At 44.6% G+C, this 19,804-nt stretch carries 21 protein-coding genes and 1 pseudogene; 12 read left to right on the forward strand and 10 right to left on the reverse strand.

Going from position 1 to position 19,804, the window contains the following annotated elements:
* Window positions 1-45 precede the first annotated feature (45 nt).
* Window positions 46-240: a hypothetical protein gene (locus ACEN9X_RS19500; protein WP_413666713.1), complete on the forward strand. Its 195-nt coding sequence runs from the start codon at window positions 46-48 to the stop codon at window positions 238-240.
* Here ACEN9X_RS19500 and ACEN9X_RS19505 read toward each other — a convergent pair.
* Together ACEN9X_RS19505 and ACEN9X_RS19510 are read right to left on the reverse strand one after the other, a co-directional pair.
* A complete protein-coding gene (locus tag ACEN9X_RS19505; RefSeq protein ID WP_413666714.1) occupies window positions 237-410 on the reverse strand; it encodes a DUF72 domain-containing protein in 174 nt (57 codons plus the stop codon). The genes ACEN9X_RS19500 and ACEN9X_RS19505 overlap by 4 nt on opposite strands.
* 16 nt (window positions 411-426) lie before the next feature.
* A pseudogene (locus ACEN9X_RS19510) lies at window positions 427-841 on the reverse strand (DUF72 domain-containing protein).
* A 195-nt stretch (window positions 842-1,036) separates the two neighbouring features.
* On the opposite strand from ACEN9X_RS19510, the gene ACEN9X_RS19515 reads away from it, so the two are divergent.
* The 3 genes from ACEN9X_RS19515 (at window position 1,037) to ssb (ending at window position 2,683) form a co-directional block, all read left to right on the forward strand.
* Window positions 1,037-1,549: a hypothetical protein gene (locus ACEN9X_RS19515; RefSeq protein WP_413666715.1), complete on the forward strand. Its 513-nt coding sequence runs from the start codon at window positions 1,037-1,039 to the stop codon at window positions 1,547-1,549.
* A gap of 315 nt (window positions 1,550-1,864) precedes the next feature.
* A complete protein-coding gene (locus tag ACEN9X_RS19520; RefSeq protein WP_413666716.1) occupies window positions 1,865-2,101 on the forward strand; it encodes a hypothetical protein in 237 nt (78 codons plus the stop codon).
* 261 nt (window positions 2,102-2,362) lie between these two features.
* Window positions 2,363-2,683, forward strand: coding sequence for a single-stranded DNA-binding protein (ssb, locus tag ACEN9X_RS19525; RefSeq protein ID WP_413666717.1), 321 nt, complete (start codon window positions 2,363-2,365; stop codon window positions 2,681-2,683).
* A gap of 271 nt (window positions 2,684-2,954) precedes the next feature.
* On the opposite strand, the gene ACEN9X_RS19530 is transcribed toward ssb, so the two are convergent.
* From ACEN9X_RS19530 to ACEN9X_RS19540, 3 genes are read right to left on the reverse strand one after another with little or no spacing between them, the layout of a single operon-like run.
* The gene (locus ACEN9X_RS19530; protein WP_413666718.1) at window positions 2,955-3,977 is read right to left on the reverse strand and encodes an ABC transporter permease; all 1,023 of its coding nucleotides are present in this window, start codon (window positions 3,975-3,977) and stop codon (window positions 2,955-2,957) included.
* Complete coding sequence (locus ACEN9X_RS19535; protein ID WP_413666719.1) at window positions 3,904-4,878, reverse strand: ABC transporter ATP-binding protein; 975 nt, start codon at window positions 4,876-4,878, stop codon at window positions 3,904-3,906. Before ACEN9X_RS19535 ends, ACEN9X_RS19530 begins: the two co-directional genes overlap by 74 nt.
* Window positions 4,879-4,890: 12 nt before the next feature.
* Complete coding sequence (locus ACEN9X_RS19540) at window positions 4,891-5,745, reverse strand: NEW3 domain-containing protein (protein WP_413666720.1); 855 nt, start codon at window positions 5,743-5,745, stop codon at window positions 4,891-4,893.
* 343 nt (window positions 5,746-6,088) lie between these two features.
* Here ACEN9X_RS19540 and ACEN9X_RS19545 point away from each other — a divergent pair, with 343 nt between their 5' ends.
* Genes ACEN9X_RS19545 through ACEN9X_RS19555 form a run of 3 tightly spaced genes read left to right on the forward strand, consistent with a single transcriptional unit; the run spans window position 6,089 to window position 7,781 of the window.
* Window positions 6,089-6,919, forward strand: a complete 831-nt coding sequence (locus ACEN9X_RS19545; protein ID WP_413666721.1) for an LLM class flavin-dependent oxidoreductase — start codon at window positions 6,089-6,091, stop codon at window positions 6,917-6,919.
* Complete coding sequence (locus tag ACEN9X_RS19550; protein WP_413666722.1) at window positions 6,907-7,077, forward strand: hypothetical protein; 171 nt, start codon at window positions 6,907-6,909, stop codon at window positions 7,075-7,077. The genes ACEN9X_RS19545 and ACEN9X_RS19550 overlap by 13 nt, the downstream gene beginning before the upstream one ends.
* Before the next feature lie 8 nt (window positions 7,078-7,085).
* On the forward strand, window positions 7,086-7,781 hold the full coding sequence (locus ACEN9X_RS19555) for a molybdopterin-dependent oxidoreductase (protein ID WP_413666723.1): 696 nt from the start codon (window positions 7,086-7,088) through the stop codon (window positions 7,779-7,781).
* Between the two features lie 378 nt (window positions 7,782-8,159).
* Here the strand turns inward: ACEN9X_RS19555 and ACEN9X_RS19560 are convergent, their stop codons facing one another.
* Together ACEN9X_RS19560 and ACEN9X_RS19565 are read right to left on the reverse strand one after the other, a co-directional pair.
* A complete protein-coding gene (locus ACEN9X_RS19560; protein WP_413666724.1) occupies window positions 8,160-8,711 on the reverse strand; it encodes a lipocalin family protein in 552 nt (183 codons plus the stop codon).
* Between the two features lie 475 nt (window positions 8,712-9,186).
* The gene (locus ACEN9X_RS19565) at window positions 9,187-9,648 is read right to left on the reverse strand and encodes a hypothetical protein (RefSeq protein ID WP_413666725.1); all 462 of its coding nucleotides are present in this window, start codon (window positions 9,646-9,648) and stop codon (window positions 9,187-9,189) included.
* A gap of 546 nt (window positions 9,649-10,194) precedes the next feature.
* On the opposite strand from ACEN9X_RS19565, the gene ACEN9X_RS19570 reads away from it, so the two are divergent.
* The 3 genes from ACEN9X_RS19570 to ACEN9X_RS19580 all read left to right on the forward strand — a co-directional run bounded on the left by ACEN9X_RS19570 (window position 10,195) and on the right by ACEN9X_RS19580 (window position 11,683).
* Window positions 10,195-10,386, forward strand: a complete 192-nt coding sequence (locus ACEN9X_RS19570) for a cold-shock protein (protein WP_413666726.1) — start codon at window positions 10,195-10,197, stop codon at window positions 10,384-10,386.
* 385 nt (window positions 10,387-10,771) lie between these two features.
* The gene (locus tag ACEN9X_RS19575; protein WP_413666727.1) at window positions 10,772-11,134 is read left to right on the forward strand and encodes a response regulator; all 363 of its coding nucleotides are present in this window, start codon (window positions 10,772-10,774) and stop codon (window positions 11,132-11,134) included.
* An 18-nt stretch (window positions 11,135-11,152) separates the two neighbouring features.
* Window positions 11,153-11,683, forward strand: coding sequence for a DUF892 family protein (locus ACEN9X_RS19580; RefSeq protein ID WP_413666728.1), 531 nt, complete (start codon window positions 11,153-11,155; stop codon window positions 11,681-11,683).
* 555 nt (window positions 11,684-12,238) lie between these two features.
* Here the strand turns inward: ACEN9X_RS19580 and ACEN9X_RS19585 are convergent.
* The 3 genes from ACEN9X_RS19585 to ACEN9X_RS19595 all read right to left on the reverse strand — a co-directional run bounded on the left by ACEN9X_RS19585 (window position 12,239) and on the right by ACEN9X_RS19595 (window position 13,923).
* Window positions 12,239-12,529 carry a hypothetical protein gene (locus tag ACEN9X_RS19585; RefSeq protein WP_413666729.1) on the reverse strand — a complete coding sequence of 97 codons (291 nt, stop codon included), beginning with the start codon at window positions 12,527-12,529 and terminating at the stop codon, window positions 12,239-12,241.
* Between the two features lie 54 nt (window positions 12,530-12,583).
* Entirely contained in the window at window positions 12,584-13,024 is a 441-nt protein-coding gene (locus ACEN9X_RS19590) for an Hsp20/alpha crystallin family protein (protein WP_413666730.1), read from the reverse strand.
* A gap of 506 nt (window positions 13,025-13,530) precedes the next feature.
* Window positions 13,531-13,923 (reverse strand): response regulator, encoded by a 393-nt coding sequence (locus ACEN9X_RS19595; protein WP_413666731.1) that lies wholly within the window; start codon window positions 13,921-13,923, stop codon window positions 13,531-13,533.
* Window positions 13,924-14,207: 284 nt separating this feature from the next.
* Between ACEN9X_RS19595 and ACEN9X_RS19600 the strand changes: the two genes are divergently transcribed.
* Window positions 14,208-15,728 carry a GAF domain-containing protein gene (locus ACEN9X_RS19600; RefSeq protein WP_413666732.1) on the forward strand — a complete coding sequence of 507 codons (1,521 nt, stop codon included), beginning with the start codon at window positions 14,208-14,210 and terminating at the stop codon, window positions 15,726-15,728.
* 3 nt (window positions 15,729-15,731) lie between these two features.
* Window positions 15,732-19,793 (forward strand): chemotaxis protein CheB, encoded by a 4,062-nt coding sequence (locus tag ACEN9X_RS19605; RefSeq protein ID WP_413666733.1) that lies wholly within the window; start codon window positions 15,732-15,734, stop codon window positions 19,791-19,793.
* Window positions 19,794-19,804: the final 11 nt, after the last annotated feature.

The following is a 19,804-nucleotide window of genomic DNA, read 5'->3' on the forward strand; positions in this document are numbered from 1 at the left end:
AGTATTTACACCCAATAATGGATTCATTGCCTGACTTAGTTTACCATGAAAAGAATTTCCACATCAACTATCCTATTAGTTTCAGTGACGGCTGGTACAGCCTGTTGGCTGATATTCGGTAGTATTTTAAAAAGAACGGTTAAAATACAAGTCAAAAAACTCACGGCTGGAATGATCAGTTATGACTCGGGTATTTCTATAGAATTAACACGTCTTTTAATGGACATGATTACAAGTTAAGGTTGGACAAGGAAACGTTTTGAGGATGGCAGGTTTTGCAGCGCAGCACCCGCTGTATTATTGAAATAAGCATAAACAGTTTTTCCCTCATTTATCCATTCCCGGGTACAGGTTGCATACTCGAAAAAAAAATCAACACCGTAATTGCCCTTGTATCGGCCCTGGCCCATGAAACCAAAGGTAAATCTAATTGTCCACCTTCAGTTCCGTTGGGAAGGCAGAAGCAGGCACATCCTGTAAAACGCTGCAAGCCTGGTACCTGTTTAATAATTCATATATATGGCCGTTATGCCACGAGGGGAGACGAAATTCGACCGCCAATGGCCAATCAGTACTTGTTAACATGCCCAGTAATTCATCTAACTGGGCTGACGCCCGGTAGTTCACACCGGGCGGAAACTTGATCAGTAAGGTCCCCTGTCTCTTCTTAGCAGGCGATATCGCGTTCATAAACTCTGTTAAGGCAGCTAAAGAAAACAGCAAGTTCTTTTGACGCGTGATCTCCTTCCATAATTTAAAAGAACCGAAAGCCAGGCGGAACTTCCTCAACCCACCTGTTGATAGTTTTCGCTCTCGGCAGTTTGTAAAAAGAACGGTTCACTTCCAGACTGTTCTTTAGCAGCGCGCAACAGCTCAGCCTCGCCAGGTCTGCATGAACTTAAGTAAAATCCCGCTTAGGTATGGATAATTGCAAACTACCCGCCCTACCATAAAAAAAAACATTTTTGCAACAAGCCGGGATACAGGATGTTTTGGTGAAAGGATGATTAGTAAATCAGAATTTCTATTGAATTGGGTGAAGAAAAAATATGGAGGAAAGATCATTCCCGTAAGTGATGTGCCCTATATTGATCACGTAATGGCGGTTGCCGAAATTGCAGCAAATTACGCGGTATTCGGTTATGAAGCGGGCCTGTGCCATGATATGCTCGAAGATCATATTTGTACCGATGTTGAATTGATCGATGCTTTGTCCTCCTGTGCCTACAGTTTAGCGGAAATAAATACTATTATGGTTTTAGTACTTGAATTGACTGATAAGTATACAAGTGGAGCTTTCCCTAAACTAAGCAAGAAAGAACGACGGCGAAAAGAGAACAAGCGACTGAGTAAGGTTAGCGCCACTGCACAAACCATCAAATATGCGGATCTATTATACAATATGGACTGGAAGCTGCGATATGAGCCTGAAAAAGCGAAACGTTACCTGAAGCGAAAAATCCGATTATTACAGCGTATGGATAAAGGCAGCACTGCTTTGCGGAAAAAAGCATTAGACCATGCGTATAGCTGCATATCATGCATGTAGCTATATTTAACGAATAGAGCGCCTGTAAAATGAATTGGTAAACCTGCGTTAGTGGCTGGTGGAGAAAAAGGATGAAGTTATTGCCGAAATCATCGCTGAGACGCTACGATTTATCACGTGTTCCAATGTTTGTCTAAAAACCCTTGGGGAACTACATATCATCACCGGGAATAAGTGCAAACTGTCTCAACCGATCTGGGCGTTCTTCCTGCATTTTTTAGAGGACTGGTTAAAGTATAATAGTGACGCACTTCATTGCGCGCTCTTAAGTCTTGAGCGCAATATACGGCCAGCAAAGGTTTTAAGAGATTTCTTATGAACACAGCAATCGGTCAGCGTTTTGTTAAAAGACTCGCTGGGGCTGTTCATTCAGGGAGACAAGCGAGACGCGTCTATTTTGATCCGTTGACCGGTGATTCTTTTTTGAATCCGCTGAACAAGGATTATATAACGTTGGCCGGCGCCGGAACAATGAACGCATTCATATCATTTTTCGTTCGTATATCTGGTCAAACCGAAACAGGCAATACTGCGGATCTTCAAAAAGATTAAATGATATCAAAGAGATTACAGCCGATACTTTTCAGGCCGGCAAAAACCAGTAGCGATTTTTCAGATTCATAAGTCCATATTATCGAATCACGCAGCAACAACCATGTTGAATAAGTTGCTGTAACTTGTTCTCATTGTAATAAAATATTGTCTTGCCGTAATAATTCCCCGATCTGTTCTTTTACAAGAATTGCGCTAAAAATATATTGGTATTCAAACATTTCACTGCTAATTTGTTTGTTTTTATGTTAATTGCTGAATATGTCTGGTATTAATAAGGTGTTTTTGATTGGTCATTTAGGTAAAGGTCCGGATTTACGTCATCTTGATAACGGCGACGCTGTCGCATCCATCCCTTTGGTTACCTCAGAAATGATTTGCAAAGGTGACCAGCAACAAGTGGTCACCGAATGGCATAATATTGTCATGTGGCGATCCATCGCAGAAAGTTCGGTACAACTGATAAAAGGGCAATTGGTGTATATCGAAGGTAAGCTCCGTACCCGTAATTTTACGGATCGATCTGGAATTAAAAGATATGTAACAGAAATTGCAGCAGACCATTTCGAAATACTGACCTGATCCTGACCTAAACTTTTTGGAACCAGGCTGTAATTTTTTTTGCAGACTGCACTACTGCCATTACTTTGCGGAATTTCTTATTATTAAAACAGGGTTACAATTTGTAACCCCCGTTTTATTCTAACAGCGCTTGTACCCACCCCATATATTAAGAGTTTAAATTTTGGTTTGCCAGCGCGCCTGTAATTGCGGACGTCGCTCGGACATTAAAAATTCGTTAGCGTGAAATAGCGCCGCCCATGTTCTCGCTGTAGGAGAGGTATTTAAATTATCAACTTCTAACCTCCCGGCGCATGAAAAGACAATAAGCCAACGCGAAACAGCAGGTCATACAGGCTAATAGCCCGCTGAACTGTGGCCATACGATTATCAGGCTTTGCGTAAAAGGTAGCGGGGATGGAATCGCCCCCGCCATTTGCTCCATTGTCAGCGGCCCCAGACTGCGTACCGATGGCATTAGTAAGGTTGTAACAGAATCAGTATATAGCTGGTTAGGTGATATCCGCAGAATATTCAATACCATATCGTTGTAACTGATCGCCTGCTCCTGCGTGAGCTGCGATGGGTCAGGTAGCAGCGATCTTAGGAGCAGGTTAACGATAATCTGGTAAAATATCGTAAAAAAAAGCCAAAGCCCTATTGCTGTGATCGCCGAAGTCGCAGCCTGTCTGAATATAATGGAAAGCATCATCGATAAACTCAGCCAGAAAGCGACATAGGTGATGGTGATGAAAACAAACCCTGCGATCCGAAACAATTCATCCGGCTCCATCCTTACGCCCGTTAAAATGAGGCCGGCACCGATCATCAGCAATGCAAGAACAATAAATAAGCTGCTTATGATAAGCAACGCGCTGCTAAATTTTGCGAGCAGCAGATTGTCCCGGTAAACCGGCTGGGCCATCAGCCGTATAAGCGTTCCGTTATTCTTTTCTGAATTAATCGCATCAAAGCCCAGGCCAATACCCAGCAATGGTGCTAAGAAGCTTAAAAAGATATGAAAAGGCGGGATCGAGTTATCTGTTACCGTCAGCAGTTTGAGATAAAGTAAATTGTGGTCCGGATCATGTGAATTTCCGGTAATCGGCTTGATGTTCGAAAGCGAGCTATACATGGCCGCAATAAATGTTAACACAATCAGCGCTATCAGAACGACGAAGCGCCAGCTGCGAATGTGGTCGGTTATTTCCTTGCTCAGCATCACGGCGAATGCACCTGCTTCAGACTGTTTTTTTGTAATCTCTTTTACTTGTGCCGGTTTCAAAATATTTTTGATAAATATCGTCAAGTTCATAATTCTTTTGATTTACACTGATAATGTTGCAATCATTTTCAACGAAGAAACGCACCAGGGCCGGAGTTATATTCCGGCTGCACCTGAACTCAATCGTGTTGCCTTGATAGGAAATGTCATCGATGGCCTCCCAGGCTTTCAGTATCGCTTCAAGCGGCCAGGGATGAGGTAAGTCGTTTTCCACGACAATCGAGGTCATGTAGCCGTTTTTGCCAAATAATTGCTGGGCTAAGCTTGCCTGGTTACCTTCTGCTAAAACCCGCCCCTCCACAAATATTCCGACCCGGTCACAGACCTGCTGGACATGATGTAAATGGTGCGAGGAAAGTAAAACCGTCAGGCCTTGTTCCCGGCTCAACTTTCTGATCAGTGCCAAAAAATCTTTTACGCCGGTAGGATCAATACCAAGAGTAGGCTCATCTAAGATGATCACCTCCGGGTCCTTTATGAGCAAATCGGCCAAACCCAGGCGCTGTTTCATCCCTCTGGAAAAGGTGGCGGTCTTTTTCATTCCCGCTTCAGCCAGTCCGACTACGTCAAGTACCCGTACTGCTTTGTCTTTAAGCTGCCGCTCAGGCAGGCCATTAAGCCTTCCGATATAAAGCAGGTTATCCAACGCCGTTATGTGATCATAAAAGCCGACGCTGTCAGGCATGTAGCCTACCTTCTTTTTTACTTTTATGGCATCACTCGTCGCGTCATATCCACAAACCGTAGCTGTTCCGCTTGTTGGTTCGGTTAGACCCAGCATCATGAGTATGCTGGTGGTTTTTCCAGCGCCATTGGGTCCAAGCAGTCCGAATATTTCTCCTTTATGGACTTGAAGGTTCAAATTATCGACCGCGAGGTGACGGCCATAACGTTTCGTTAGGGATCTTAGTTGTATAACAGGATCTTTCATGCGTACAGAAAATTATCTTCTTCCATATTTACGAATGAGGTAATAAACGATACCGACGGCAAGGAGAATAACGACCATACCTATCCAGCCAGCAAGAAGGGATGTTTTAACGGCCAGCCTGAAGGCCACCTGGGAATTTGTACTGCTATTGGAAGCCGTGAAAGTAGCAGCGTAGTCACCGGCAAGTGTCTTATCCGGGACCTTAAGGGTCAATATAACGTTCCGAGAATTTGACGGTTTTATGTCATTGATGTTGGAAGGCTCGAAAGTTGCCTCCCATCCAGCCGGCAATTGACTGGATAGGTTGATATTGTTCAGGGATAAGGTACCGGAATTTTTTACAACCAACTGAAGCTGTTTTTGGCTTCCTGATGTAACCTCTTCACTCAATCTTCCAGTCGGGGTAGTCAAGCTTAAGCTGTATGTACCTTTGACCACTGCTTCGAGCGTCAGAGCAATGGTATCTTTACCGGTTATGGCGTGAATTGGAATTTTATATTTCCCTGGTCTGGCCTCCGGCGATGCATTAACCTCAACTGAGATATCCTGTGATTTGCCGCGATCAATATTGATTGAAGTTACCTGGCTGCTTTCGACTTTAAAAGCGATGATCCAACCCGCCGGGAGATTGGTCTGTAAGTCATATACATGCGCCGCATCGGATCCGTTCCGCAACGTCGTGCTGTAACGAAAGGTTTCGTTAGTGGCCGCTTCAATGTTAATGAGCTTTGCACTGAAGCTGGAACCTGACTTGGACTGGGGCGGAGATTGCTGCGCCCGGACATGGACAAACGTAATGATTGATACAAAGACCAGGGTTGTCCGGCGTAATACGCTTAGTGGTGGTGTAGATAATCTGGATAACATAATTCAACGACTAAAATGATTAATAATAGCTTTCAAAAAATGCTGAAAAAAAAATTGGTTTAAGAGTTAAAAATTGACGGTCCAAATAAAAAAGCCTATTTAAAATCTTACAATAGTTTTAACATTTTTTAACAAAAAAATTGAATGAGGTTATGGTAGTTACCAATGACGAGCTACAGGGAATCAATTGGCATACGCTTACGATACTTAGAATAAGGTTCTCAAAATTGGATACGCATATAAGGCCTGGTACACTTTCATTATGCCCTGGACGCTACAGATGTAAATATTAATATGGGAAAATGCTGACAATGGGCCCTCTCTATGCCATTACCTTTGTCCTATGGCAGCAATTAATTATTCCATACTCGATCTGGCGACCGTCATAGAAGGACATACCATAGCAGACAGCTTTAACTATAGTGTGGCGAATGCGCAGCAGGCGGAAGCTTTGGGCTATACCCGTTACTGGTTCGCGGAGCATCATAATATGGCGAGCGTAGCCAGTTCGGCCACCAGTTTACTGATCGGACACGTGGCAGGTAAAACCGCAACTATTCGTGTCGGCTCAGGTGGTATTATGCTGCCCAACCATTCGCCGTTGGTAGTAGCTGAACAGTTCGGTACCCTGGAAACCTTATATCCCGGACGTATCGACCTCGGACTGGGCCGGGCACCGGGCAGTGACCAGGCAACAGCGCTGGCCATACGTGGCCAGAATATGAATGCGGCCTTTCATTTTCCGCAGGATGTAGCCTCAGTCCAGCATTATTTTGCCGGTGATCATACGAACGGCGTTAACGCCGTTCCGGGTGAGGGTTTAGATATCCCGATCTGGATACTCGGTTCCAGCCTGGACAGTGCAAAGCTGGCGGCCACAAGGGGACTCCCTTATGCCTTTGCCAGCCACTTTGCGCCGGCTTATTTTTTTCAGGCCATCGAACTTTACCGGAATATGTTTAAGCCATCACGGTATTTATCCAAGCCTTACGTCATCGCTTGCGTAAATGTGGTAGCCGCCGATACTGATGCGGACGCGGAATATCTGGCCACTTCATTACAGCAATTGTTTAAGGGAATTATTACCGCAGGAGGGGACTTTTGCCTCCTCCAGTGGAAAGTATGGACAGCATCTGGAGTGCTGCCGAGCGGGAAGCCGCCATGCAGATGTTAACTTATTCATTTTTTGGCAGCAAAGCCACGATTCAAGCCCAATTGAATGACTTCATCAGCCGTTCGGGCATCAATGAATTGATGGCTACTTCGCATATCTACGATCAAAGAGCCCGCCTGAGATCCTACCGTTTGCTTGCAGAAGCTTTAAATGCATAAATTAGCGTATGGAAGATTTAAAAAAACTCGAACGTATCGTCGAGGCGCGATTGAAACTCAAAGCGCGTTTCGAAGAGCAGATACAGTCTACGCCGTCGATGGCGGATGACCTGCCAAAAGGTTCAGGCAAACTCAATCGGCATGGCATGCCCACCATTCCGGTTGGCCAGACTGTTACAGTCAAATGGCCGGTTCTCGACCTGGGTTACCATCCCAATATTTCGCAGGAACGCTGGCGGCTGACCATTGATGGTGCCGTTGAGCACCCCGTGGTGTTGACCTGGAAGGATTTTCTGACCCTGCAGCAAACCAAAGATACTTCCGATTTTCATTGCGTCACCACCTGGTCGAAACTGGACATGCATTGGATAGGAGTTAGCCTGCTCGACCTGGCCGCGCTGGTGCTTCCCAAAGCCGAAGCCACCCATTTGCTTTGCCACGGTTATGACACCTATACTACCAACATCGCACTGGAAGAAGCGCTCAAGCCGGATGTGCTTTTAGTTCACACCTTTAATGGCCAGCCGCTGCCCCTGGAGCATGGCGGCCCTTGCCGCATGATTACGCCGCAACTTTACGCGTGGAAAGGTGCCAAATGGATCAAACGCATTCAGTTCCTCACCGAAAATAAGTTAGGTTTCTGGGAAGAACGCGGCTATTCCAATACTGCATACCCCTGGCGCAATGACCGCTATGACGACTGATCAGAGCCCTGCCATTCGCTAATTCCGGCGTACCCGTCACCCTGCAAATGACATTGGTTTTGTTTTGGAGTTGCTCCCAGTTACTCAATGATCCTTTTCTGGAGGGCCTCTTTGATTCGTTTAATCCTTTTCATAGATATCAGAATCGTCTTCCAGCGTTGCAGGCAATAGCCGCATCATCCCTGTTGCTGTTCGATCAATTTAGAACAGCGGACAATTCTCGCAGTTATTCCGGGCTGTTCTGATTTAATTTTTTAAGGAGTTGTTGAAATCTCTGTAATTTTAGCTGTAACGGGTCTTGGTGTATTTGTTTTGCATGTGCTTTCAACAACACATCGGCAAGGCAGTTTGCACTAAATAAAAACTGTGTTTGCCCTTTTAATTGGAGTGTTCATGCTTCGTCCAAACCAGTTTAGATACATCATAACCCAAAGCCTGGGCGTGCTTAAGGTAGGCAGTTTGGGTTGCTGCAGGCATCGATTTTTCCCGGGACAGCAGCCATAAATAGTTCAGGTTATTGCCGGCCACCAAAGCGTAACGGTAATCCGGATCAATCGCGATGACATTATAACCGGCATAGAACGGACCGAAGAAAGATACTTTCAGGCGGCCTGTCCCTGCGTCCCTGACGGGTTTGGCTTTCCCAATACTTTCTTTCCATTTTTGTTGGACATAGTTGTAGCCTTTGTTATCTACCCTGATCGTCCCGTCATCGTTAAGCGAATAGCTGGCACTGACATCAGACAGGTTACGCTCGAACTTAAAATCCATCCGCGCGACTTCATACCAGGTACCGAGATAGCGTTGTTGGTCGAAAGGCCGCACGGCTCTAGCGCCTTTTGGAATGGTTACACAAGAATTCAATACTACTGCGGCAGCCGCCGCGGCCACACCAGCAGCGAGACCGATCTTCCAGGTTTTTTGTTTCATTGAAGTGTAACAGATGAAGCGCCAACATGTTTAGCTATCCGATGTGAACTATTTACCTCCAGCTTGTTAAACGACCTATCGGATAATACTAAAATGAGGCAGATGATGAATGAATTTTTCCGCGCTGTTATAACGACCCGGGGCACCAACCAAGTGGGTGACGCCTCGTCAAGAACTTTATCAACCATGGCTGTTCAGGATAAGTGTTATGCTATAGCGTTTTCAAAATAATCAGCCTTCCGGCAGCGCCGTGAGTGGCCGGGCAACTTTACGATATAAATTGACTTTTTCCATGTTTCTAAGTGATGTTAAATGATCAGCAAAACACAGATAGAGTGAAAATCATCGGACCTTTCTCAGCACACGAAGCCCGTCTGAAATTGTATTTATTCCAAGTAGTTTAATCCAGCTGAAAATATAAGCTGCTTCGTCGAAAAAAGTATTTTAACTTCTGCGTTTTTTGCCCTCTCAAAGATTAACAAGCCGGCTTGCGTTCCTTATGCCCGCTGCTATCGAAACGGTCCGATTTGCAACAGAGTATTTCGTTATATCGTTCCAGCAGACGAATGTATTTTTCCATCCAGTAATACTTAGCCTGGTTTCGGCTCTCACCGGGCAAAGGATCGGTATCCTGGATTTTCAATGCAGACGGCGCTTCCTCATTTACTAAAGGGGGAAATTCCCCAGAAAAGTCGTATTCAATTACAGCGCCGATTTTTATAATATCAGCCATATTAAGAATGGGGTTTTTAAACCAGTTGTACATGGTTTGCCGGCTAATTCCGATTTTTCTTGAAATTTCACTTAACCCCGTATGGCTCCGGCGTACGACCGATTCCACAATTTCACCACAATGGACTGTTCGGATATCTGCTGTGGTTAACGGAATTATAAGTCTGAGGGCTGCATCGCCCGTTAAAATGCCAATATTGTCCATATCGTGCTGAATTAGTAAGATGCCTTAAATTATGGTTTATAATTTTACAATTGAATTGTAACCATATAGCTTGATGAAGTAAAGGAAGTGGAATCTGTCTGAATTATGGGCTAATAAGGGTTACCATCGCAAATTAGCAATTTTTCCTCATGCTCCTATTTACAGGGCACGAATGTATCATAGAATGTAAATAAGCTGAGAAATACGTACATGGTTTAAACCATGTGTAAAATCTTTTTCTTGTGGAATACTTTCAGTGATGCGGTAAAAAGGCGGGCGGGCGAAAAAGTATCACGGTTAGTGCGCACACGTGCTTAATTGCTTACTATGTTGCCAATACTTTTTGCAAAACTTACAACGGGCATGACAAAAATTACCATTGTTCTGGGCTGGGAAGCTGGTCAAGCGAATGAAAGTCAGCTGGTCTTGGAACGTTCCCAATAAATGCAAGGGGAGATTTTATTTAAATAAAGGTTAAATAATTTACGGAAAAGATAAAAACCAAGAATATTATGCGTACATTGTCAACTTATTAATTATCATAAAATGCAACAAGGAACAGTAAAATTTTTTAATGAAACAAAAGGGTTCGGATTTATCACACCTAGCAATGGTGGAAGCGAAATTTTTGTTCACTCTACAGGGCTGATTGACAACATTCGTGAAAATAGTATTGTCAGTTTTGATGTGGAAGAAGGTCGCAAAGGCCCCAACGCAGTAAATGTAAAAGTAGCTTAATTCACTATAACTTTATGTGAAGCACCTCTCTTAATAGAAAGGTGCTTTTTTATTGTTCAATTTAACAGTCACCCTCTTAATAATTTCGTACCAGGCATGGCTAATGGCACGTTTTTTAAACTCTCAAACGCATTTCCTTCCAATTTAGGCCACTTTTACAAAAGCCCTTCAAAATCCCTGGCTACCTGCGGTAAATAGCTTACAAACAAACAGATCGAAAAATCCATTAAATAAAACAACTTGTAGTCTATGTCGAACACTTCACCGTTTTATTAATAGTAAATCCTGTTGTTTGTTCCTTAAATTACCTTCGTGATTTTTTTTTATTATTTTACGAGGCTTTGGACATGGTTTTGTAATAACTGAACCATTAAGCTCGCAGCATATGTCAAAAAAAATTCTGGTCATTGACGACGATGAGGATATCCTCGAAATACTGAACATCGTGTTCCAGGAATCTGGGTACGATGTTGTCTTATCCAACACGGGCGAGGCTGCGGGATATATCCAGGTGATCCACCCGGATCTTATTTTGCTGGATGTAAATATTGTAGGGTCCGGAAAGTCGGGATCGGAGATTTGCCGGGAAATCAAATCTAATTACGAGACTGCAAGTCTGCCCGTGATGCTGGTTTCGGCAGAAACCGATCTTGACCTGATCGCTGCAGGTTGTGGCGCTAACGCTTTTGTCAGGAAACCATTTGACATCTACGAGTTATTGTTGCATGTTAAACAATACCTATCTTAGCAGAAAGATATTATAGCTATGATGGAAAAACAACCTGGTGGCCAGGCTCATAAAATCAGTTTGGCGAAAGAAGAACTGAAGTCGTTTTTTATTAGCCACCTCAATAAAATCTATGCAGCGAAAGCACATCTGGTTGCAAACCTTCCGGTAATCGCCGCTGAGGCCCATTTTAAGGATCTCCGGCATGCCATAACAGAAACGGTGGAGGACGTAGAAAAACAAATGGCAAGGATGGAACTGATTTTTGCTTTACTTGACAGCAGTATCGATCCTGGGAACTTCGGCGGATTAGCGGGTTTGGTAGATGATGCTTTTAAGGATATCAAACTGCACGCAAAAAAACACGAGTTACGCGATATGTCCATTTTGTTTTATTTGCACAATATTGAAAGCATGGAAATGGCATCATTTCAGATTCTTCAGATAGCGGCGGTCAAATTGAAAAATAACCAGATTAAACAGTTAATCCGGGAGAATTACGATGAAGCCAAAGCTGACAGGACGTTAATGCTGCTTATTGCTGCGAAGTACGTCACTTCAGTTGCATAGAAATTACTTGATTTCTGCTGTTTGAGGCTGTTTTTGTCTTTAAAAAAAGTCATACAAAAGGTTGCCTGATTTGATAATGATATTCATATGTACAAAAAAACAGATAGTAACGTAGAAAAAAAAGCCTCATTCGAGGCTTTTCTTCATAGGTAGATCGATATATGATGGTAAGGCGATCGGGCCTGTGAATGGTAAGAGCATGAACAAATTGTAATGTGCCTCATTATGAACAATTTTAGCGAACCATCAGTCTCGGCAAACAGGCAGGTAATGTTATTTTCTGCCGGCTCGGTTTCTTCATTGTTAATATAAATGATGCCTATGTTGTTCATCATGCCAATTCCGTGCCATACATCCTCATTGGCCTGATTCGTGGTAGTTGTAAGTTGTATTCGGCTGCTTACCTTAGAAATAAACACCGTTGCGCCGTTGTAGCAAACACAGAAGGCCCTTTCAAAAAGCCTGGTGGTCACCAGGCCCAGTCATCGTCATTCCGGCGAAACAAAATAAGTGCCGCAGCTATCAGCAGCAGGGTTAGCAACGTTTTGGTGATCATTATTCCTCCTGTAAGTTTTTTTGCCTGAATGTTTCCAATGCAATCAGCTTCATATTGTTACCCAGTTCTTCCAGCTTGCAGCATTTACTGCGGATCTTTTCCGGCAGGGCGTCAACAGTTTCGATGAGGTCGATATGGAAAGGGCAACGGTCGTCGATTGTTGGGTTGCCATCCAGGCTATCAAATAAATCGTAGGCTGATTGCCGGTCAAACCCCAGGTTAAATTCTCCGAAGGGTTCATAACTCCTGGGCGTTTTCAGGCTCATTAATAAATAAAACGATGATTCCATAATGACTAATTACGGCCCCGGTTTGGGGCCGTGTGGTTTTTTCGGTCAGTGGGCTTATTTAATTTCAATCTGTCGGCGTACGATTTTAGCTTCCTCTCGTTTGGCGATATCGATCTTCAGCACGCCATCCGTATATGACGCTTCGATGCTTTCCGCGTTTGCACTATCCGGAAGTGTGAATGAGCGAACCCATGAACTGTAGCTGTATTCGCGTTTGCTATAGTTCTTTTGATTGCTGTTGCGCTCGCTCTGCTGCTCCACCGAAACGTTCAGTACGTTGCGGTCAAGATTCAATTTGAAATCATCCTTTCGCAGCCCTGGCGCAGCCAGTTCCACGTGGTAATGGTCTTCAGTTTCACTGATGTTGGCCGCAGGCACACGACTGGTCAGGCGGTCGTTGAAGAAATTGTCATTAAAAAAAGAATCGAATACATCATTAAAGCCTGGCATTAATGAACCACTGTTTTTAACTGGATTAAATTTAACCAATGTCATAGGTTTTTTCCTCCTTAATAAATTAATGATTTGAAACTTATAATGTTAATTAAACTGGTCATGGGAGATCAAGCCGTATGCCAATTACGAAAACCGCGTTCGATGCTGCGAAAATTTCAGCTTTGATGAAAAATTTACAGCATCCCAATGTCAAAATTTCGCTGCGCTGATATTTTTGACGGAAAACTGTGTTTGAATGACGCAGGGCATGGACCGACTACGATCCGGTAAGGGACCACTTTAGATAAAGCATTGGCGTCATTTAATATGCTCGTCCGCTAAGCGTTCGAAAGGATGGCTTGTTTAGCATCCTGGCTTCATCAGACAGGCTCAGTGTCCCATAGTCTTTGCGGTGGGACTCAGTGCTGTTTCTTTTGGATGTTCTGCAACGTTGGCGCTGATTAAAATTGACAGCCTTTCCTTGATATGTTTTTGGCAGATCGTATGCTAAGCTGTTGTTATCAAAGAAAGTTTGCCACATTAAAGATCTGAATTCCCCAATGAATTTACTTTACTTGTTGGCTGATCAAGGAATCAATTTGTTTCGTAAGACATTCAAGATCGAATGGTTTGGCGACAAACGCATCCCAGCCGTAGTGTCCCAAAGAGTCGATAACCCGCTGGTGGGCTGATAGCATGATGACCGGGATATGTCCCGTTGTACGATGTTTCTTAAGCTGGGCGCAATATTCACCGCCGTTTATACCTCCTAACAGATAATCGAGCAAAACCAGGTCTGGTTGGTGTGCTTCGGTCAGGGCGATAATGTCGGTGACCGTGTCGTAAGCAGCTACTTCATAGCCGGCAGTGGTGAACCATTCGCTCAGGATTTCTAATATATCCTGATTGTCTTCCAAAATTAATATTTTTTTAAGTGTTTCGTTGAGTGCTTTATTCATTTAGTAACCACATTCGCGTTTGGAAAGCTATAACAATAAGCCGTAGGGTTTGTTTAAAAATCCAGATTGCAAAACCATTTTGTGGTGCAGGTGTTAAATTGGTCGGAATTATTCATCGGAATACTCCCATGTGTTGTATTATAAGGCAAAATTCTTTTCTTTCCGGGAAATTAATATTTTAGCCCTGCATCTGCTGAACCTGGTATATTAATCATGATGTCGGCCTGTGTGTGCTTAATTGCGATACAATTACAGGTAAGTGCCGGTTAAAAACGATATGCTTGATGGCTAAGAAGACAACTTACGATTCGGAATTTTGCGGCAGTCTGCCCCTGAACTACATCAATGTGATTCAATCTTACGGTTACCTGCTTGTCCTTGATCAGGTCAGTTTCCACATTCTCCAGCTCAGTGAAAATTGTACCGATTTGTTTCAGGAAGATTTTCATGAAATTACGGGTAAGGAATTGGGAAAGTTTGCTGATGTGGAACAATTAAAGGATTTGCAGCGACGCTTTGCCGGGCGTTCTAAAGAAAAAATCCCCCTGACGCTGAGCATCTCCGGCCGGCGGCTGTTGGCGCTCGCCCATTTCAAAGACGCTCTTATCATACTGGAGATCGAAGGCGCTGACCAGCCGGTTGAACGCTCTTTCACCAATGTTTATGAGGAAGTAAAATATGCCATGGCGGCTATCGAAGCTGCAGAGACGATAGAAGATGCCAGCCGGACAGCCGTCCATGAACTACGAAAAATAACCGGGTTTGACGGGGTAATGATGTACCGATTTGATGAAGATTGGAACGGAACGGTTATCGCAGAGGAGAAAGAAGGAGACCTTGAACATTATCTGGGGCATACTTTCCCCGCGTCGGATGTGCCTAAACAGGCGCGCGAGCTATATCTGAAAAATTCTTACCGGTTGATTCCCGACAGGGAATATCTGCCGGTACGGCTTTACCCCGTGATTAATCCGGTTACCAACGCTTTTATCGATCTTTCCGACTGCAATCTGCGCGGGGTAGCCGCCGTGCACCTGGAGTATTTGAAAAATATGAACGTGGATGCATCCATGTCCATACGCGTCATATACAATAATACGCTCTGGGGGCTGATCGCTTGCCATCACCAGACACCGCATTATTTAAATTTTGAGTTGTGTTCGGTATGTGAGTTGGTCTCTTCTGTGATTTCCAACCGCATAGCCGCAATCTTAAATAAGGATGTTTTCGAGCGGGAACGCGAACTGCAAAGGCAGCAAACCGGTTTGATAGCCCAGGTTTACGCAGCACAAGACGTGCTTGCCGGATTGATGCCTGAACAAGGCATCAATTTCATGGCCGCATTCCGGGCGACCGGAGCAATTGCCGTTTATCAGGGTATTTATCATGTTACAGGCGATGTTCCTGAAAAGGACACAGTTGAAAATTTATTGCTTTGGCTCCAAAACAAAAATACGGATGGTGTTTTTAGTACCGATCGACTGCCGGAGCTTTTTGACGAAATCGTCCCTTTTACAGCCATTGCCAGTGGCTTAATGGCGATCCCGATTGATAAAGAGCGCGGTGAATACCTGCTCGCATTCCGTCCTGAAGTGGTGCAAACGATCAACTGGGGCGGCAATCCGGGGAAAACGATCAATTTTGATCCTGACGGTACCAAGTACCATCCGAGAGCCTCCTTTAAAATATGGAAGGAACAAGTTTACCAAACTGCCGAGGCCTGGAATAAACAGGAATTGGATACGGCGGAAAACCTTCGCACATTTATTTATGAGTTCAAAACAAAACAAGCTAATTATAATTAACGCGTGGCCAGGCAGACCTTAACATTTTCTGAAGGAAGAGCAAACGACCGCTATATCGTGGCCATTGGGGCATCAGCAGGCGGCCTTGAAGCGATTCACGAATTTTTTGACCACATGCCTGACAATTCGGGGTTCACTTTTGTAGTTATTCAGCATTTGTCCCCGGATTACAAAAGCCTGCTCGCTGAATTGGTGTCCAAGCATACGCGCATGAAGGTTGTGGAAGCGGCTAATGACGAGAAGCTGCAGCGGAACTGTGTTTACATTATGCCGACAAAAAAATTGATGACCATTAAAGGAAATCAGTTGAAACTGGTGGATAAAGTAAAAGATAAGACACCCAACACCGCGATAGATACCTTCTTTTTCAGCCTGGCCAAAGAAAAGCGCGACAAAGCGGTTGCAATCATTCTTTCGGGCACGGGCACCGATGGGACCAAAGGTATAGAAGCAGTTAAAGAAGCTGGAGGCATGGTCATGGTACAGGAACCTGCATCGGCGAAATTTGACGGCATGCCCAACAGCGCTATTACTTCCGGCAACGCCGATTTTATTTTGCCGCCAGCTAAAATGCATCTGGAACTGCACCACTTCGTGCAGCAAAAATTTGCGCCCGAACTGGCACCGGATCAGTTGGACGACAACCTGATGAACGAATTGTTTCAGTTAGTTAGCCAGAACAGCGACCAGGATTTTAATTTATATAAAACGCCGACCATCCTCCGCCGAATCGCCCGGCGTATGGCTGCGGTGGAAGTCTCAAATATCAGGGACTACGTGGCGCTTCTTCACCAGGATGCCGGGGAAGTAACCTTACTTGCCAAAGATTTCCTGATTGGGGTCACCAAATTTTTTCGTGATAAAGCGGCATTCGAAGTATTGGCCAAAGACATTATCCCGGAACTGATCCGTCAAAAGCAGGAAGATGATTTGCTTAAAGTCTGGGTTTGTGCCTGCAGCACCGGGGAGGAGGCTTACTCTGTCGCGGTGTTGATCAACGATTGTTTAATGCAGGCCGGTAAGAACCTGGAGGTAAAGATTTTTGCGACCGACGTAGATGAGAAAAGCATCGAGATCGCCGGGAGGAATATTTATCCGCTGACAGTGGCTAAAGAAATACCTCCAGCCTTACTCAAAAAATATTTTGTAAAAGACCGCAAAGGCTATTCTGTTATTCCTTCTATCCGTAAACAGATCGTGTTCGCGCGGCACAATGTGATTAAGTCGCCGCCCTTCATTAAAAACGACCTGGTGACCTGTCGCAATATGTTGATCTATATGAATAGCCTCCTGCAACAAAAAGTGGTGGCTACGTTTCATTATGCACTTAATAATGGTGGTTTTTTGTTCCTGGGCTCCAGCGAGAATGCAGCCAGTATAAAGGAAGGAATAACCGAGATCAGCAGCAAATGGAAGGTCTATCAGAAATCGGGGACGATCAGTTACGGCCTGCATCATACCTACACGGCAGCTACGCCATCGTTGAAAGTACCGGAGAAAAAAGTGGCCAAACTTGTTTCGCAAGTAAAAACCATAGAACACGATTTCCTGGAGCTGGTCACCGAAGAATTTGATGCCGTTGCTATTTTTATTGACAAAAGCTTCACGGTCAGGGATACTATAGGTAATTACCGCAGGTACCTGAATTTACCTGAGAAAAAGCTGGACCTGAATATCCTCAACCTGGTAGGCCGCGATGTGGCGCTGTTATTGAATACCGCCATCCGCCGGGCATGGAAGGAGAATAAAAAGACTTATTTAAATAAAATCCGTGTTAAAAGGGAATCAGAGGAAATGTTCCTGCAGATCACTGTAAAACCTCCCGTGGACAATGGCTCCGACGCTCGCACCTTATTGATGTTCACGGAAACGCAGGCCGAGCCCGGAACAAAAGAAGGCATCGCTCTGCCGGTCATGGGAACAGCGCAACAGCAAGAGCATATTCTCGAAGTGGAAGCCGAACTGAACGAAACCCGCGCCAATCTGCAAATGGCGATGGAGGAGATGGAAACCACCAATGAGGAGCTGCAATCCAGCAATGAAGAATTGCTGTCGGCAAATGAAGAACTGCAATCAGGTAATGAAGAGCTGCAAAGCCTGAACGAGGAACTACATACACTGAACACCGAACATCAAGTCAAGATTCGCGAATTGGTTGAACTGAACGATGACCTGGACAACTATTTTAAGAGCACTGACATCGGCCAGATCTTTATCGACGCCGGCATGCGAATCCGTAAATTCAATCCGGCGGCCGTGAAGATCGTTAACCTGATCGACGCTGATGTAGGGCGACCGATCAGCCATATTTCCAGTAACATTCAATACGACCAGCTGGTGAATGATATCCATACGGTATTGTCAAATGAACGGGTAGTAGAAAAAGAAATCAGGGTAAAAGATGGTAAAAACTACCTGATGCGCATAATGCCTTACATCCGGAAAGATAGACAGCGGGATGGGGTGGTGATCACCTTTATTGATATTTCGGTGGTAACGGAGCTGAATAATATAATTTCCGGCGTATTCAATGCCAGCTCGGCTGCGATCCTCGCTTTCAAGGGAGAACGCAACCACAACGGCAAGATCACTGATTTCAAATGTATCGCTTATAACAGCGCTGCATTAGCTTTGTCGGAAAAGCAGGCGGAGCAGATGGATGAACAACCTTCTGTCAAGGCTTTCGCTGATCTGTATCAAACCATTACTTTTGAACAGTTTGCCAAGGTAGCGGAGGGCGGAAAGCCATTGCAAACCGAGCTTCAGACTGTTAACAATCAGTGGTATCAGGTTGTTACAGCTAAAATGGACGATGGCTTCGTGATTAGTCTGACGGATATAACCGACAGGCGCAATGCGGAACAAAAACTACGCAGGAATTATCACGAACTGATTACAGCCCGCGAGGGCCTGAAAACCTTAAACAATCAGTTGGAGGACCGGGTTTTTGAGCGTACACGCAAACTTACAGAAAGCGAAGAACGTTTCAACCTGGTTGCTAAGGCCACCAATGACACGATCTGGGACTGGAACCTGATCAATAATACCATGTGGCGCAGTGAAAACTTCACGCTCATGTTTGGCTATAAGCGCGACGACGAAACTAACAGTATCGGTTTCTGGTTCGATAAGATTCATCCCGATGACCGGCAGCGGGTGCAGGATGGCGTTTATAGGGCCATTAATCACCATGAAAAAAACTGGTCAGCAGAATATCGTTTCCTGAAAGCTGACGATACGTATGCTTATATACTTGACCGGGGGAGTATACTCGAAGATGAATTTCGTACACCTTATCGGCTGGTGGGATCAATCATTGATATCACCAAACAAAAAGAAACCGAAAATAACCTCGTCAGAGCCCAGGCAGCGACGGAAGAACTAATGCGTAAAAAGGATGAGTTTATGAGCGTTGCGAGCCACGAATTGAAAACTCCGGTTACCAGTCTGAAAGGTTCGTTGCAAATTCTACAGCGCATGGCTGCCGGAATGGATAAGAAAGATCCAATGGTATCTTTCATCGACAAAGCTGAAAAACAAACCGGTAAACTTACGGTCTTGCTGGATGATCTGCTGGACGTAACCAAGATTCAGGAAGGCAAGCTGCAATTGAACTACGAGCGTTTTGATGCGATAGCTATGGTGCGTGAGAGTATTGAGGAGGTTCGGGCACAGGGTGGTGCCCATAACTTGGTGTTTGAATACGCGGAGAGGGCCGAGATTACTGCCGACCGGGCCCGCCTGGAACAGGTGATCAATAATTTTCTGACCAATGCCATCAAATATTCGCCCAATAATGATCGGGTTGAAATTCGATGCGGAATAGCCGGTGGGCAATTCTGCGTAAAGGTCAAAGATTTCGGAATAGGTATACCTGAGAATAAACGTGAATTTCTGTTTGACCGCTTTTATCGTGTGCAGGAATCATCCACGCACTTTGCGGGTTTAGGACTCGGATTGTACATTTGTTCAGAAATCGTCAGGCGGCATCACGGTAAGATAGGAGTAGAAAGTCAGGAGGGGAAAGGCTCAACGTTCTGGTTTAGTGTCCCCGTTCAAATTTAATAGTTCAGCTG

It is taken from the genome of Mucilaginibacter sp. Mucisp86 (assembly GCF_047324315.1).
In the GTDB taxonomy this organism is placed as follows: domain Bacteria; phylum Bacteroidota; class Bacteroidia; order Sphingobacteriales; family Sphingobacteriaceae; genus Mucilaginibacter.

What these genes read in the sequence shown, in the direction of transcription:
- ACEN9X_RS19500 (WP_413666713.1), top strand. Translation starts at nt 46, where the DNA reads ATGAAAAGAATTTCCACATCAACTATCCTATTAGTTTCAGTGACGGCT.
- ACEN9X_RS19505 (WP_413666714.1), bottom strand. Translation starts at nt 410, where the DNA reads ATGGGCCAGGGCCGATACAAGGGCAATTACGGTGTTGATTTTTTTTTC.
- ACEN9X_RS19520 (WP_413666716.1), top strand. Translation starts at nt 1,865, where the DNA reads ATGAACACAGCAATCGGTCAGCGTTTTGTTAAAAGACTCGCTGGGGCT.
- ssb (WP_413666717.1), top strand. Translation starts at nt 2,363, where the DNA reads ATGTCTGGTATTAATAAGGTGTTTTTGATTGGTCATTTAGGTAAAGGT.
- ACEN9X_RS19530 (WP_413666718.1), bottom strand. Translation starts at nt 3,977, where the DNA reads ATGAACTTGACGATATTTATCAAAAATATTTTGAAACCGGCACAAGTA.
- ACEN9X_RS19535 (WP_413666719.1), bottom strand. Translation starts at nt 4,878, where the DNA reads ATGAAAGATCCTGTTATACAACTAAGATCCCTAACGAAACGTTATGGC.
- ACEN9X_RS19540 (WP_413666720.1), bottom strand. Translation starts at nt 5,745, where the DNA reads ATGTTATCCAGATTATCTACACCACCACTAAGCGTATTACGCCGGACA.
- ACEN9X_RS19545 (WP_413666721.1), top strand. Translation starts at nt 6,089, where the DNA reads ATGGCAGCAATTAATTATTCCATACTCGATCTGGCGACCGTCATAGAA.
- ACEN9X_RS19550 (WP_413666722.1), top strand. Translation starts at nt 6,907, where the DNA reads ATGCAGATGTTAACTTATTCATTTTTTGGCAGCAAAGCCACGATTCAA.
- ACEN9X_RS19555 (WP_413666723.1), top strand. Translation starts at nt 7,086, where the DNA reads ATGGAAGATTTAAAAAAACTCGAACGTATCGTCGAGGCGCGATTGAAA.
- ACEN9X_RS19560 (WP_413666724.1), bottom strand. Translation starts at nt 8,711, where the DNA reads ATGAAACAAAAAACCTGGAAGATCGGTCTCGCTGCTGGTGTGGCCGCG.
- ACEN9X_RS19565 (WP_413666725.1), bottom strand. Translation starts at nt 9,648, where the DNA reads ATGGACAATATTGGCATTTTAACGGGCGATGCAGCCCTCAGACTTATA.
- ACEN9X_RS19570 (WP_413666726.1), top strand. Translation starts at nt 10,195, where the DNA reads ATGCAACAAGGAACAGTAAAATTTTTTAATGAAACAAAAGGGTTCGGA.
- ACEN9X_RS19575 (WP_413666727.1), top strand. Translation starts at nt 10,772, where the DNA reads ATGTCAAAAAAAATTCTGGTCATTGACGACGATGAGGATATCCTCGAA.
- ACEN9X_RS19580 (WP_413666728.1), top strand. Translation starts at nt 11,153, where the DNA reads ATGATGGAAAAACAACCTGGTGGCCAGGCTCATAAAATCAGTTTGGCG.
- ACEN9X_RS19585 (WP_413666729.1), bottom strand. Translation starts at nt 12,529, where the DNA reads ATGGAATCATCGTTTTATTTATTAATGAGCCTGAAAACGCCCAGGAGT.
- ACEN9X_RS19590 (WP_413666730.1), bottom strand. Translation starts at nt 13,024, where the DNA reads ATGACATTGGTTAAATTTAATCCAGTTAAAAACAGTGGTTCATTAATG.
- ACEN9X_RS19595 (WP_413666731.1), bottom strand. Translation starts at nt 13,923, where the DNA reads ATGAATAAAGCACTCAACGAAACACTTAAAAAAATATTAATTTTGGAA.
- ACEN9X_RS19600 (WP_413666732.1), top strand. Translation starts at nt 14,208, where the DNA reads ATGGCTAAGAAGACAACTTACGATTCGGAATTTTGCGGCAGTCTGCCC.